This is a genomic window from Salinicola endophyticus, assembly GCF_003206575.1.
Lineage (GTDB): Bacteria > Pseudomonadota > Gammaproteobacteria > Pseudomonadales > Halomonadaceae > Salinicola > Salinicola endophyticus.
Genome location: NZ_PZJO01000002.1, coordinates 710,359 through 723,616 on the forward strand (window position 1 = coordinate 710,359; position 13,258 = coordinate 723,616).

Below are 13,258 nucleotides of genomic sequence, written 5' to 3' on the forward strand. Positions count from 1 at the left end.
TGCCGAGGTCTGGCCCAGGCACTCATGCCACGCGTCTGGGTGCTGGCGCTGGTTATCCTGCTCGGCATGATCGCCCCCACCGCCACGCTGCTGGCCGCCGAGCCGCCAACGGCCCAGCGCGCGCTCGACAAGGCCGAACAGCTGGAGCAACGGGTGGTCGATAACGAGCGCGCCAGCCCGGCACCGCCGGCACTGCGGGTGACGCCCGAGGGGGCGCGTGCGGTCGATCCGCGCGGCCAGGCCCCGCTGGATGACGCGCTCACCTGCCTGGCGCGTTCGATCTACTGGGAGGCCAAGGGTGCAGGCGTGGTAGAGATGGAGGCGGTGGCCAACGTGGTGATGAACCGGCTGGGCAACCCGGCCTTCCCGCCGACCCTGTGCGGCGTGGTCCAGCAGGGTTCGGAAACCGGCAGTTGCCAGTTCTCATGGTGGTGCGACGGCCGACCCGACGAAGTGCGCGAGCCGCTGGAGTATGCCGCGGCGCGAGAAATCGCACGCCGCGCGCTCAACGGCACGCTCAAGGATCGCACCCACGGCGCGGTGTTCTTCCACCAGCGCAGCATCACCCCATCCTGGGCCTCGCACATGGTCAAGACGGTGCAGACCCGCGAGTTCGATTTCTACCGTCTCCCCGGTTGATACCGGCAAGTCCGACAAGGAGCGCGCATGCCCGCGGCCTGGACGCAACTGAGCAGTGACACCCTGTGGCCGACGCTGGTCGAGTCCGCACGCAGCGCTGCCAGACGCCATCCACTGCTGACATCGCTCTACCGCCGCTGCCTGCTCGAGGTCGACGACCTCGCCGGCGCGCTGGTGGAGATCGTCAGCGAAGACCTCGCTACCGCCGAAGTGCCCTTCGCCGAGTGCCACGCCACGGTAGCGGCCTGCCTCGCCGCTCATCCCGAGATCGCTGCGGCCGCGGCGCGCGACCTGCTGGTGCTGCTGCGCGAGGATGCCGCGATTCCCGAGCCCTTCACGCCACTGCTGTTCTTTCCCGGCTATCGTGCACTGCAGTGCCATCGCGTCGCCCACGCCTGGTGGCGGGCCGGCCTCACCGATCTCGCCAGCTTCGCCCAGTATCGGGCCGCGCACTGCTTCGCCGCGGACATCCACCCGGCGGCGCAGCTCGGCGCTGGGCTGTTCATCGACCACGGGGCGGGGATCGTGATCGGCGAGACCGCCGTGGTCGAGGACGACGTCACCCTGTTCCATGGCGTCACTCTGGGCGGCACCGGCAAGTTGAGCGGGGACCGCCACCCCAAGATTCGCCGCGGCGCCTTTCTCGGCGCAGGCTGCTGTGTACTCGGTAACATCGAGATAGGCGCACGGGCACGCATCGGTGCCGGTGCCGTGGTCACCCGCCCGGTGGCTGCCGACAGCACGGTGCTGGGGCCACGTGCCCAGCCGCGCTGAGCCCGCTCCGGTGGCGCCCACCGATCCGACCTGGGCGCTGCAAGCCTGCACGCCAGCGCTGCGCGAGGATCTGGCCTGCCTGAGCGCGCCCTGGCTGCGTGATATCGCCTGGCTGCTGCACGCCCCGGACATGGCACGGCTGGGCGTGGCCGGCCGCCCCACCCTTGACGAGCTCGGCCTCGCGGACGACGCCTTCCGGCGGCGCTGGCTGGCGTCCCTGGCACCGCGACGGCAGGCCTTTCTGCAGCATCTCGATCAGCGCCGTTCGCAGCGCCTGGGGATCTATCACGAAGCGCTGTGGCAGTGGATCCTGGGCGAAGCGCCGCGCAGCGCACTGCTCGGCCACAACCTGACCCTGCGCGAGGGCAAGCGAATCACGGGTGAGCTCGATCTGCTCTACCGCTATCGCGGCGTCGAGCCTGCGACGATCGAGCACGCCGAACTGGCAATCAAGTTCTTCCTCGGGCTGGAGCAGGGGCCGGGGGATCGCCACGCCGCCGCCCGCTGGATCGGCACCGGCAGCTTCGACTCCCTGGCGATCAAGTGCCATCGACTGGCGCAGCGCCAGCTGCCCGCCGCCCGCGACGAGCCCGGGCAGGCCGTGCGCGAGACAGTGACACCGGGCGCCGCGCTACACCAGCGCATCATCATGCCGGGGTTTCTCTACCACCCCTGGCACCAGCGCCTGGCACTGCCGGATCTGGCCAATCCGGATGTCTACCAGGGCCTGTGGTGCCATCACCGGGCGTGGCCGGCGCTCTGCGCGGCGCTACCAACGGCGACCCGCGGCCAGGTGCTGCGTAAACCGCACTGGCTGGCACCGCCACGCGGCGCCGGCCCCCCCATGGTGGCACTAGGTGAGCTGCTGGAGCGCCACTTTGCGGCCACCCCATCACCGCTGCATCTGCGCCTGACGCTGCCGGACGGCCGCGGCTGCCGCCTGTTCGTGGTCACGGATGGCTGGCCGCCGGCGCTGCCGTTACCGCCCCTCGACGCGCCCAGCGCGCGTTGAGCCACAGCGTGGCGAGCAGGATCGCCGCCCCCGCGCCCAGGCGCAGCAAATCGGCATCGCGGTTCCAGATCACCAGATTGACCACCAGCCCGGCCGGAATCAGCGCGTTGTTCATGATCGCCAGGGTGCCGGCATCGACCCGACAGGCGCCCTTGTTCCACAGAAAGTAACCGAGCCCCGACGCCACGATCCCGAGCCAGCCGAGCACGCCCCATTGCAGCCCGCTGGTCGGCAGCTTTTGCCCATCACCGAGCAGCAAGAACGCCGGCAGCGCCACACATAGCGCGCCGAGGTAGAACCAGCCGAAGAGATGGCGATGGGCGACGCCGGCAGGTAGCCCCCGGGCCAGATGGCGATAGCCGACCTGTCCCAGCGCGAAGCAGAGATTGGCACCCTGCACCACCAGAAAGCCCATCCAGTAGCCGGCATTGACGCCGTCGTAGCGGATCACCGCCGCCCCGGCCACGGCCAGCGCCGCCATCAGCAGATAACGCGGTGAGAAGCGCCTCGCCAGCAGATCGTCGATCAGGGTGATATAGAGCGGCGTGAAGATGGTGAAGAGCAGCACCTCGGGCACGCTCAGAAGCAGGAAAGCGTGATAGAAGAACAGATACATCACACCGAGCTGCAGCGCACCGACAGTCATCAGACCGAGACGGCTGGCAGGGGAAATCGCCCGCGGGCGCAGCAGCGGCAGAAAGATCAGCGTCGCCAGCACGATCCGAGTGGCCACCGCAAAATAGCTATCCACTTGCCCCGACAGGTAGACACCGATCAGACTGAACGAGAAGGCCCACAGCAGCGTGACGCCGACGAGATACGACATTTAAGGTCAACCTTTTGATGACAGACGAGTTGACAGCCATTATACGGTTGCAGACCCTGCTGCCCCAAGTCACGCGTTTCGCGTTCACCGCCGAGGCCGGCGCCGGCTCGCGCACGGGCTGGTCCGGACACGGTCAAGGCAGTGTGCAGGCGGTCGCAAATGGGGACGAGATACGCTTTCACGAGAGCGGCCACTTCACCCTGGCCGGACAGCAGCCGGTAGAGATGCGCAACCTGTACTGCTGGCGCCTGCAGCCCGAGCGCGTGGCGCTCGCCCACGAACGCCGCGGCCGCGATGCGGCGGTGGCACTGTTCGACCTGGTTGCCGCCGACAGCGACACCCTGGTGAGCGAGCACCACCATCAGTGTGCCGCCGATGCCTACAGCGCCCGTCTGCACTTGCTACCGGACGGTTTCGATCTCGCCTGGCGCATTCTGGGCCCACGCAAGGATGAGACCCTGCACTACCACTATCGGCTGGCGTGACCCGGGTGCCCAGCGCTCACGCCACACCCACAAAGCGCCTATCAAGACCCCATGAACGACAGAGGGCCGGTCTAAACCGGCCCTCTGCTCTCATCTGTGCTTTCTCATCGCGACTCAGCGCGTGGCGATGATCCAGACCGCATGGATGATACCCGGGATATAACCCAGCAGCGTCAGCACGATGTTGATCCAGAACTGCAGCCCCAGGCCCACCTGCAGGAATACACCCACCGGGGGGAGAATGATGGCGAAGATGATACGGATGATATCCATGTAGCCTCCTTTGCTGCGGCCACGTTCGCGTTTTCCAGCGCCAACGCCCGCCTTGATAGAACAGTCCCTTGCGGCGCCTCTTCATCACCGCCATCGTCACCGAAGCCGACCGACACGCAACGGCGCCTTGACGCTAGCATGGCCGACGCCTTCGGCGTCGATCCGCTCGGCTGCTCACCAGCATAGCTGGACTTGCGCAATCCTGCTGTCTAGCGTCGGTGATGTGGCGCAGATCCCTCGTCATCTCCGGTCTTGCCGGTGCTCGGCTCGGTCTCGTCACCCTCACCATCACGCGGCCTGTGCTTGCCCTGGATCTCGGCAGCACCACTGGCCAGCGCCTCGTGATAGCGTTCCCAATCCTCCCAATCGTGCGGCGTGCCGCTACGCGGGCCATGTTCGGCGGCTTCACGCGCCCGGGCCCAGGCTTTCTCCTCGAGCGACTGCGGCTTGTCCTCCTCCTTGTCCAGCGCAATACCCTGCTTGGCCAGATAGTCGCGCGCATTCATGACACTCTCCTGCCCTCTCGGGCGTTGTCCAACCGGGTACTCTCTACTGACTCGCTTCAAGCCACGACACTGTTGGAACGCCCAGCGTTCTTCAACCAGCCTCGTACTCGAACGTCTACCGTGTTCGATCCACTAGTATAGATGACGCCACGGCGGGGCGAGTTCAAGTATTGTCCCGCGCTCGACCGCTTCCAGGAGGGCTCATTGGCGGACGAGACGCCTTGGATGAGACACCGGACAAGGCGTGATGCGAGTTCAAGTATTGTCCCGCGCTCGACCGCTTCCAGGAGGGCTCATTGGCGGACGAGACGCCTTGGATGAGACACCGGACAAGGCGTGATCGCAGCGGCGGCTGAAAACATGCCCAAAGCTACGTCTTATATGCCGAATGGTCTGCTCATCGCGCGCCGTTCAACCTGACGCGCTTGCAAACCGGCTACAGTGTAATCAGGCGTAGCGCGCTAGCTACTGCCCTCGACTCCCTCAGCACAAAAGGAATTTGTCATGAGAACATCACTCGCGACCGTCGCTTTCGCCGCTGCCCTGACCCTGGGCCTCGCTGGTACCGCGCTCGCCGATAGCGCCGCACTCAAGGACGCACATCAGGCCAATCAGGAGCCGCTGGCAACGGGTTCCGGCGTCACTGCCAGCGGTGAGAAGGATACTTCCTCCTTCTCCGGCGGCAGTGATGCAACCAACCAGTCGCTCGACGCGATGGAGTCGGAAACCGACGGTGCGACCAACATCGAAGACTCGAAGTCACTCGACGAGATCAACGCCGAAGGCCACAGTGTCGAAGCCGGCGACGCTATCAAGAGCCAGTGATATTCGCCGCCCGGCGGTGACAAAAAGGGGCCCTGTGGCCCCTTTTTCGTGGCCGCCATGAGCTACTGGCGGCGCAGGCGACGGCATCGCGTCAAGGCCAAGCGAACGGCGAAACACCAGCATGCGCGCTATCGATCGTGTAAAGACGGCAGCTCCGCTACCCCCAACGCGCTGACGATCGCCCAGCCCATCAGCACCAGCTCGCCCCGGCACGGCACGGCACGGCACGGCACGGCACGGCACGGCACGGCACGGCACGGCGCAATGTGGCCGCTTTACCACAGGCCGCATCGCCCTCTATACTGTATATAAATACACGTACTCGAGTGAGAGACGTCATGATTCTCGCTTTTCCTTCGCCCTACGAGCGGCTATCCCGCCGGGTCTCGCGCGCCATTCAGGCCGCGGTCCAGCATCGGCGTCAGCAACTGGTGATCGTGCGCCAGCCTGGCGAAGCCCAGGACGACTGGTCCCGACTGATGACCCGCCTGGCGGGCGAGGCGGCCATGCGCGTCATCTCGATCACCGCCGACGATGTGCTGCTGAGCTGGCGCGCTCAGGCCACGGAGATCGCCTGAGCGCGACTTGGTGAGGATGCGCGCCCGCAGACGCTACCTGCCAGCCTGGCACGACGATGCCTGAACCAGACGAAGTCTCCGTCAGATGATGCGTGAGGCCGACGAGGGAGCGCTGCCATGGATACCGCAACGCCGCCAAGACGCAGACGTCAGGCCAGCGAAACATACGTGACTGCAGAACAGTGTGATGACGGGGGTAAGGCAGGACATCAAGAGGGGCAATCTGGAGCGGGTGAAGGGAATCGAACCCTCGTCTTAAGCTTGGGAAGCTTCTGCTCTACCATTGAGCTACACCCGCAGGCTTTCAATAATAATTCCAATCACTTAGGTTTGGCAAGCGGAGAGCGCAAGAAAGCACGTGCAGCGGCCGGCGGCGGCCTCCGACAGCGGCATGGCAGATGCACCTGCGGCCCGCCCGGCACTGCCCACCGCCCCCTCGCTAGCCCTGAGACACATCCACCCGCGACTCGATATAGATGGCACGCTGAGGTCGGTGGCGGTCGCAGTTGGCCATGATCATGATTGGCCAACATCCAGCAAGCAAAAGCCCTCGCGTGGCGCACTCGGTCTTTCCCTCATCCTGCCTCTATCCTGCCGAAAGACTGCGGCAACTCCGGCCCCTGGTATCGTCATCCGTGATCGGTATCAAGCTTCCTCCCTGCGGGCAAAGGACAACGATAGTATCTCATTTCGCCCAACCTGATTTTGATAGGTCTCTATAAAACAGATGAGATCTGGACATCTCTATCATTGATCGCGGCATCGTCACGGCCAAAAAAGGCCCGATCATGCATTTGGCCTTACTCGCGTGGAAACCGCCCCTTGCCTGTCGAAAACCTCCTCCCACCTCGTCCTGATGGAGCCTCCCGCTCCTCGATGTGAACGGACGATTTCAGCCTCCATAGCGCTAGGCTAGCTCCGAATTATAGGTCATAATAAAAAGTGTAACTGAATGTAAATACAATTATATAGCAACAATAATATTAGCAGAGAATGGCGTATACCGCATCGACTGACAACTACTACGTCGGCCTCCGAGCGCCAGGGTAGCCAAACGAAAGCGATTTAAACACGACCTTTGATGCACACAGAGGACACGCCATGTTCAAGCAGATGAAAGTCTCTCGGCAACTTTCTTCATTGGTGGGGCTATTCTCCCTCGCCTTGATAGGGATCGGATTCTTCGGGATGTACGAGACGAAGATGACCCTGCAAAGTCTCAAGACCGTCTATGAGGATCGGGTGGTACCACTACGCCAGCTCTCAACTATCGCCGATCAATATGCCGTCAATATCGTCGATACCTCCCACAAGGTACGCAACGGTAACATCAGCTGGGCCGAGGGCGCGCACAACGTGGCCGAGGCGCGCGAGACCAGCCATAAAACCTGGTCGGCGTATCTGGGGACTTCCCTGGTCGAGCGGGAAAAACGTCTCATCGCCGAGCTGAAGCCGCTGTTGCAGAGCGCCGATGCCACGGTGGATCAGCTCCAGACCATCCTGAGTCAGCAAGATGCCGCAGCTCTGGAGAACTTCACCGTCAATTCGCTTTACCAGCATATCGATCCGGTCTCCCAGGCCTTGGGGAAACTGATGGCGCTGCAGCTCGACGTGGCCGATGCCGAATATCGCCAAGGCACTCAAGACTATGCAGATATGCGTGTCCTCTTCATCGCCATCATCAGCGTGGTGCTGCTGCTGGGCATACTGCTCTCTTGGTACATCATCGCTGGCATTACCCGAAGCCTGGGCGCGGAACCGCGACGTGTCGCCGAGATTGCCCATCAGGTCGCCGAGCGAAACCTCGACATCCACATCGAGACTCGACCCAACGATGGCCATAGCTTGCTGTTCGCCATGCGACGCATGGTGGAGCAGCTCTCCGGCGTGATCGCCGGCGTACGCGATAGCAGTGGTTCGATCCATATCGGCTCCCACGAGATCGCCGCCGGCAATGCTGATCTCTCCTCACGTACCGAGCAACAGGCTGCCGCTCTGGAGCAGACCGCCTCTAGCCTGGAAGAGCTGACCGCTACCGTGAAGCTGAATGCCGACAATGCCCACGAGACCAGCCGCCTGGCGCAAGATGCCTCCTCCACCGCCGAGCGCGGGAGCGAGATGATGGAGCGTATGGTCAAGACCATGCATGGCATCGCCGCCAGCTCGCAGCAGGTTGCCGATATCATAGGGCTGATCGATTCCATCGCCTTCCAGACGAATATCCTGGCACTCAACGCCTCGGTGGAGGCGGCCCGTGCCGGTGAGCAGGGGCGAGGGTTCGCCGTGGTGGCCGGAGAAGTGCGCCAATTGGCTACCCGCAGTGCCGATGCCGCGGGTGAGATCAAGGCGCTGATCGAGGGCTCGGTGGCGCAGATGCAGGAAGGCTCTACCCTGGCGGAGGAGGCTGGCAGTACCATACGGGAGGTGGTGGTCGCCATCCGACGCGTCACCGATATCATGGACGATATCTCCGCTGCCTCTCAGGAGCAGAGCGAGGGGATCGAGCAGGTTTCTCAGGCGGTCGGCCAGATAGATCAGGTGACCCAGCAGAATGCAGCTTTGGTGGAGGAGGTCTCTGCAGCTGCGGCCTCCTTGGAACAACAGGCCAGCCGCCTGGAGCAGGCAGTGAAGATCTTCACGCTCGCCGAGCGCCCAGACCATCGCGCTGCAGGCGAGTCGACCTGGCAGGAAGGCACCGCACATCCAGCGTCAGGCGCCGAGTCGCGCAAGGCCACGCGATCCCGGGCGCTGCTCCGGAAGCCTGTCGGCGAAGCCGAGTTGGAAGCGTTCTGAGCGACAACCTGGCGCCATACATCGCCGGCGCGCGTTAGCCCCGGAGGCAAATCCTGTCGCTGCACGATGCCGATGCCGATGCCCCATCGAGCTCGGCCGCGTTCGCCATCGAACTTAGCCACGATTGACCGCAGTCGCGATTGACCATGATAGCGATTGAATGACATCAAAATAAGAGAAAGCCCGAGCGCGCTGCGATAGCGCTCGGGCTTTCAATCAGCATGCGCCTATCCTGCTGAAAGACAGCGGTTACTCCGCCTCCCTGGCAATATCATCCGTGATCGATTCCAAGCCACATCCCTGCCCACAGAGAATAACGTCGATATCTAATACTGTCTAATCTAATTACAACAAGTCTTTATAACCAGATAAGATATAGATGTTTGTATTATTGATGCCGCTATCATCAGGTACAAAAAAGGCCCGATCCTGAGATCGGGCCGACTAGCGCTGACTCCCTTCCGTGCCTACCGGAGGCCTCCTGCCCCCGCATCCCTGGCGGGGCCTCCCTGCCCGGCTCCCGGAGATCCATCCTGATCTCGTCTTCACCATCTTGCGCGCATCTGCGCGCAGACGAATTCAATCCAGGTTAAATAAGCTGGCGCTGAAACGTAGTATTTTGTTAATCGGCATGTACGCATTTCGCTCTGTCGCGCACAGACCGACAAGATGACGCGGGGAGAGAATCCCGGCATGAGCTGGATAGCGTCGGGCATAAAAAATCCCCGGCCAAGAGACCGGGGACCAAGGATCTACAACGAGTATCTATTTTATCAATTCACGAATGACGAATATAGGTCGATATCGCCCAATTTTTTGTAAGATATTTCTTACAAATCAAGGCAGTCCACGCGACACCGACAGGGCTCGATACCCGGTCTGACGCTACCGCGTGACACGATGACGCCACCTTCACGCGGCTGGCAGACGACGGGGGTCACCTAAGGAAACGTTCGACAGCAAGATACGCTTCTGGAGTCGACTTGGCAGGGTCCACTGGAGCACCAAGCCTCGGTTACAGAAGCCACCGGCGCCTGGGTCGGCGACCGACAAAATAGAAGTTAAAAAAACCCCGGCCCGAAGGCCGGGTAAGTACGCAGGGGATGTCCCCACGCCATTATCGACTTCCGTGACAAAAACAAGGGACTGAATTCACTACCGAAAGAGTGCCAGATCGTCGCCTGGGATAGCTTGCGGCACGTTAACGCGTCGAGTACATCGCGGCTAGCGGCTCTCGCCGGCCAGCAGCGCCTTGATCTGTCCACGGAGCCAGCGGCGGAGACGATCTTCGTGGGTTCGCTGGTGCCAGGTCTGGATCACCGCCACGTCATCCAGTGCCAATGGGCAGGGATGCACCGCCAACCCCGGGATATGCGTCTCGGCGTGCCGCCCAACGCTCTCCAGGCAGGTCAGCAGCAGATCACTGCCGACGACCGACAATGGCGGCGCGAGAAAGCTCGACAGCCCTGCCACCACCCGTCGCGAGCGCCCCATCTCTCGCAGCCGCCGATCGACGAGCCCATCCAGATCACCGGTCAAGGTCGTGACCAGGTGCTCGCACGCCAGATAGCTGTCGAGATCCAGCCCCGCGTCGAGGCGCGGATTATCGGCCGCCGCCAGCACCACGAACCCCTCGGCATGAATCCGCTGCTGATAGTAGCTGGCCGGCAGATCCGCATAGAAGCCGGCGATGGCGATATCGCACTCGCCGTTCTCCAGTTCTGCGCGGGGCAGACGCCCACGGGTATTGTGGGTCACCAGCTGCAGGCGCGGCGCCTCACGCCGGACCAGCGGCAACAGTCGCGGCAGCAGCAACTGCTCCATATAGTCGGTGGTGTAGAGATGCACCCGGTCGTTTCGGGAAAGGAAGTCACTGCCCTCGCAGAAGTCGAAGAAGCTCTCCAGCCCCGCCACCAGCTGATGCACCCGCGGGGCCAGCTCATGGGCCCGCGGTGTGGGAGTCAGTCCGCGCGGCGCGCGCACGAACAGCGCATCGCCGAAGTCGTGGCGCAGCCGCGCCAGCTTGTGGCTGAGCGCCGGCTGGCTGAGCCCCAGGCGCACCGCGGCCGCAGAGACGCTGCGCTCGGTGTAGAGCACGTGAAAGGTGAGCAGCAGGTTCAGATCCTTGCCCGCAATATTCATCTCACGAATACCTGATATCGATAAACGGCATTTCTCGAATATTACGCCAATACCTACCTTTGTACCCAGTGGTCGCCGCGTGCGCGACGGCGCCAGACTAGAATGAGCCGAGAGACCTTTCAGCCATCCGCAAGGAGACCTTCATGTCCCCGCGTATTCTCATCGTTTTGACCTCTCACGATCGCCTCGGCGATACGGGTGAAAAGACCGGCTTCTGGCTCGAGGAGCTGGCCGCGCCCTACTACGTCCTCAAGGATGCCGGGATCGAGCTCACCCTCGCCTCACCCAAGGGTGGTCAGCCGCCGCTCGACCCCAAGAGCGATGCCGAGGAGAGCCAGACAGAAGCGACCCGCCGCTTCAAGCAGGACGACGCGGCCAAGGCACAGCTCGCCCATACGCAGCGCCTCTCCGAAGTGAGCGCCGATGACTTCGATGCCGTCTTCTATCCGGGTGGCCACGGCCCGCTGTGGGACCTGGTCGACGACGCCGACTCGATCCGACTGATCGAGGCCTTCTGGGCCCAGGAGAAGCCGGTGGCGGCGGTGTGCCACGCGCCCATCGTGCTGATCCATGCCAAGGATGCCGACGGCCAGCCGCTGGTCAAGAATCGTGAGGTGACCGGCTTTACCAACGGCGAGGAGGACGCAGTCGGGCTGACCGAAATCGTGCCGCACCTGGTCGAGGAGGCACTGATCGCCAGCGGCGGGCGCTACTCCAAGGCCGACGACTTCGCCCCCTATACCCGCCAGGATGGACGTCTGATCACCGGTCAGAACCCGCCCTCCTCGGAGCCCGTCGCCCAGTGCCTGCTCGAGGCGCTGCGTCGCTGATGTCAGCCGCCGTCCTGGCGACGGCGATACGTTCATCACCAACCGTCATCCTGGACGCAACACCAAGAGACCGGCCTCGAGCCGGTCTTTTCGTGTGTGGCAGTTAGCCCTGGATGTCAGCAGCCCACGTCTTGCCGATGCGTCTCTTTACAGATCGGTGAATGCCGGTCAGGTGAGTCGTGGCTACACCTCAGATAGCCAAAAGGAATAGATAGCATGAAAAACATGAATTTTATTCATTGAAAGTTTCTCCTTAAGCTCTGCCAGGAGCTTGCCGTTATAGCTCGCCCCCTCCTAGCCCCCTTCCATCACCGGAGACGACGATGCCAGGATCCGCCGCAGCCTGGAAAACCAACCTATGGGTCACGGGGTTGGGCTCTTTCATCAATATCGTCGCCATGACGATCATGCTGCCCTTCCTGCCCCACTATCTGGCTAGCCTCGACGGTGACGCGGGCGCGGAGACATGGATCTGGTCCAGCCTGATCTATGTCTCGACCTTTGTCAGCGCTGCCCTGTTCGCGCCTGTCTGGGGGCATTTATCTGATCGCTATGGCTGCAAGATCAACTTGGTACGCGCCAGTGTCGGGATGCTGATCTGCATGACCCTGATGGGACTGGCCACTCATGCCTGGCAAATGGTGATACTCCGCTTCCTGGCAGGCATCGCCGGCGGCTACACCTCGGGCGCGACGATTCTGATGGCGAAGGAAGCGCCCGAGTCGCGCGCGGGGCAGGCTCAGGGCGTGCTGTTCGCCTGCCTGTTGGGCGGCAGTCTGGCGGGCCCGCTGCTGGGTGGATTCCTCGCCGCCCACGTCGGCATGCGCGAGGTGTTCTTCCTCTCCGGCGGCATGATTCTGATCAATGTCGTCTCGACACTGCTGCTGGTCACGGAAGTGCATGATTCACCGAGATCGCGCGCTGAGCCAGCAACAGCCGCGGCCCCTTTCGACTTCCAGATCTGGGCCTTGCTGATCGCGACCACGGGGCTGCTGGTGGCCAACCTGTCGATCGAACCCATCATCTACAGCATCGTTGGCGGCATGCATCACCAGCCATTCGAGACGGCCTCGGCAGCGGGCATGGTGTTGTCCGTCACCGCGCTGGGAAGCCTGATCTCCTCGCTGACGCTCGGCCGCCTGGCTGACCGCTACGGCGCCGGACGCGTTGCCGCCTCAGGCTTCGCCTTGGGTGCCTTGTTGATCGTGCCGCAGGCCTTCGTGAACCATGTCTATCTGCTGATGCTGCTGCGCTTCGCGATGGGCTTGGCCCTGGGCGGTGTGCTGCCTTGCCTGAAATCTGCGCTCAAGCACGCCTATCGCGATGCCCGGGGTCTGGGACGAGTCATGGGGCTATCGACCTCTTTCCAGTACGTGGGCCAGGTCGTGGGCCCCTTGATGGGAGGCCTCGTGGCGGCCAGTTGGGGCGCCAGCTATACCTTCCATGTCACGGCTGCCGTGGCCCTGGCCTGCGCGCTTCTGATGACCTTGGCCGCAAATTCCGAGAGCAACACCTGACCGATCGGTAAGGTGTTGTGTCCAGGTCATTTTATGATCACTGCATCGAGGAACCTGC

13 protein-coding genes and 1 tRNA gene are annotated in these 13,258 nt (G+C 63.0%); 9 read left to right on the top strand and 5 right to left on the bottom strand.

Annotated features, from left to right (window positions below):
- Positions 1-24 precede the first annotated feature (24 nt).
- From DOM66_RS05775 to DOM66_RS05785, 3 genes are read left to right on the top strand one after another with little or no spacing between them, the layout of a single operon-like run.
- Entirely contained in the window at positions 25-639 is a 615-nt protein-coding gene (locus DOM66_RS05775; RefSeq protein WP_110689520.1) for a cell wall hydrolase, read from the top strand.
- Between the two features lie 27 nt (positions 640-666).
- Entirely contained in the window at positions 667-1,413 is a 747-nt protein-coding gene (epsC, locus tag DOM66_RS05780) for a serine O-acetyltransferase EpsC (protein ID WP_110689521.1), read from the top strand.
- Positions 1,397-2,425, top strand: a complete 1,029-nt coding sequence (locus DOM66_RS05785) for a DUF1853 family protein (protein WP_157959003.1) — start codon at positions 1,397-1,399, stop codon at positions 2,423-2,425. Before epsC ends, DOM66_RS05785 begins: the two co-directional genes overlap by 17 nt.
- Here DOM66_RS05785 and DOM66_RS05790 read toward each other — a convergent pair.
- Positions 2,364-3,251 carry an EamA family transporter gene (locus DOM66_RS05790; RefSeq protein WP_110674488.1) on the bottom strand — a complete coding sequence of 296 codons (888 nt, stop codon included), beginning with the start codon at positions 3,249-3,251 and terminating at the stop codon, positions 2,364-2,366. The genes DOM66_RS05785 and DOM66_RS05790 overlap by 62 nt on opposite strands.
- A 29-nt stretch (positions 3,252-3,280) precedes the next feature.
- Here DOM66_RS05790 and DOM66_RS05795 point away from each other — a divergent pair, with 29 nt between their 5' ends.
- Complete coding sequence (locus tag DOM66_RS05795; protein ID WP_157959004.1) at positions 3,281-3,736, top strand: DUF6314 family protein; 456 nt, start codon at positions 3,281-3,283, stop codon at positions 3,734-3,736.
- 114 nt (positions 3,737-3,850) lie between these two features.
- Here DOM66_RS05795 and DOM66_RS05800 read toward each other — a convergent pair whose 3' ends face one another.
- Both DOM66_RS05800 and DOM66_RS05805 read right to left on the bottom strand, forming a co-directional pair.
- Positions 3,851-4,009 (bottom strand): YqaE/Pmp3 family membrane protein, encoded by a 159-nt coding sequence (locus DOM66_RS05800; protein ID WP_035471155.1) that lies wholly within the window; start codon positions 4,007-4,009, stop codon positions 3,851-3,853.
- Between the two features lie 209 nt (positions 4,010-4,218).
- Positions 4,219-4,515, bottom strand: a complete 297-nt coding sequence (locus DOM66_RS05805; RefSeq protein WP_110689524.1) for a hypothetical protein — start codon at positions 4,513-4,515, stop codon at positions 4,219-4,221.
- A 504-nt stretch (positions 4,516-5,019) separates the two neighbouring features.
- On the opposite strand from DOM66_RS05805, the gene DOM66_RS05810 reads away from it, so the two are divergent.
- Together DOM66_RS05810 and DOM66_RS05815 are read left to right on the top strand one after the other, a co-directional pair.
- The gene (locus tag DOM66_RS05810; protein WP_110674485.1) at positions 5,020-5,340 is read left to right on the top strand and encodes a hypothetical protein; all 321 of its coding nucleotides are present in this window, start codon (positions 5,020-5,022) and stop codon (positions 5,338-5,340) included.
- 338 nt (positions 5,341-5,678) lie between these two features.
- Positions 5,679-5,918 carry a DUF1654 domain-containing protein gene (locus DOM66_RS05815; protein ID WP_110674484.1) on the top strand — a complete coding sequence of 80 codons (240 nt, stop codon included), beginning with the start codon at positions 5,679-5,681 and terminating at the stop codon, positions 5,916-5,918.
- Between the two features lie 224 nt (positions 5,919-6,142).
- Here DOM66_RS05815 and DOM66_RS05820 read toward each other — a convergent pair.
- Positions 6,143-6,216: transfer RNA gene (locus DOM66_RS05820), tRNA-Gly, on the bottom strand.
- 803 nt (positions 6,217-7,019) lie between these two features.
- Here DOM66_RS05820 and DOM66_RS05825 point away from each other — a divergent pair.
- The gene (locus DOM66_RS05825; protein WP_110689525.1) at positions 7,020-8,711 is read left to right on the top strand and encodes a methyl-accepting chemotaxis protein; all 1,692 of its coding nucleotides are present in this window, start codon (positions 7,020-7,022) and stop codon (positions 8,709-8,711) included.
- A gap of 1,224 nt (positions 8,712-9,935) precedes the next feature.
- Here the strand turns inward: DOM66_RS05825 and DOM66_RS05830 are convergent.
- Entirely contained in the window at positions 9,936-10,853 is a 918-nt protein-coding gene (locus DOM66_RS05830) for a LysR family transcriptional regulator (protein WP_110674483.1), read from the bottom strand.
- Between the two features lie 143 nt (positions 10,854-10,996).
- On the opposite strand from DOM66_RS05830, the gene DOM66_RS05835 reads away from it, so the two are divergent.
- Positions 10,997-11,683, top strand: a complete 687-nt coding sequence (locus DOM66_RS05835; protein ID WP_110689526.1) for a type 1 glutamine amidotransferase domain-containing protein — start codon at positions 10,997-10,999, stop codon at positions 11,681-11,683.
- 323 nt (positions 11,684-12,006) lie between these two features.
- Positions 12,007-13,200, top strand: coding sequence for an MFS transporter (locus DOM66_RS05840; protein ID WP_110689527.1), 1,194 nt, complete (start codon positions 12,007-12,009; stop codon positions 13,198-13,200).
- The last annotated feature ends 58 nt before the right edge of the window (positions 13,201-13,258 follow it).

Excerpts from the sequence above, each read along its gene's own strand:
- DOM66_RS05835 (WP_110689526.1), top strand. The coding sequence starts at position 10,997 with ATGTCCCCGCGTATTCTCATCGTTTTGACCTCTCACGATCGCCTCGGC.
- DOM66_RS05805 (WP_110689524.1), bottom strand. The coding sequence starts at position 4,515 with ATGAATGCGCGCGACTATCTGGCCAAGCAGGGTATTGCGCTGGACAAG.
- DOM66_RS05800 (WP_035471155.1), bottom strand. The coding sequence starts at position 4,009 with ATGGATATCATCCGTATCATCTTCGCCATCATTCTCCCCCCGGTGGGT.
- DOM66_RS05775 (WP_110689520.1), top strand. The coding sequence starts at position 25 with ATGCCACGCGTCTGGGTGCTGGCGCTGGTTATCCTGCTCGGCATGATC.
- epsC (WP_110689521.1), top strand. The coding sequence starts at position 667 with ATGCCCGCGGCCTGGACGCAACTGAGCAGTGACACCCTGTGGCCGACG.
- DOM66_RS05790 (WP_110674488.1), bottom strand. The coding sequence starts at position 3,251 with ATGTCGTATCTCGTCGGCGTCACGCTGCTGTGGGCCTTCTCGTTCAGT.
- DOM66_RS05830 (WP_110674483.1), bottom strand. The coding sequence starts at position 10,853 with ATGAATATTGCGGGCAAGGATCTGAACCTGCTGCTCACCTTTCACGTG.
- DOM66_RS05810 (WP_110674485.1), top strand. The coding sequence starts at position 5,020 with ATGAGAACATCACTCGCGACCGTCGCTTTCGCCGCTGCCCTGACCCTG.
- DOM66_RS05840 (WP_110689527.1), top strand. The coding sequence starts at position 12,007 with ATGCCAGGATCCGCCGCAGCCTGGAAAACCAACCTATGGGTCACGGGG.
- DOM66_RS05825 (WP_110689525.1), top strand. The coding sequence starts at position 7,020 with ATGTTCAAGCAGATGAAAGTCTCTCGGCAACTTTCTTCATTGGTGGGG.
- DOM66_RS05815 (WP_110674484.1), top strand. The coding sequence starts at position 5,679 with ATGATTCTCGCTTTTCCTTCGCCCTACGAGCGGCTATCCCGCCGGGTC.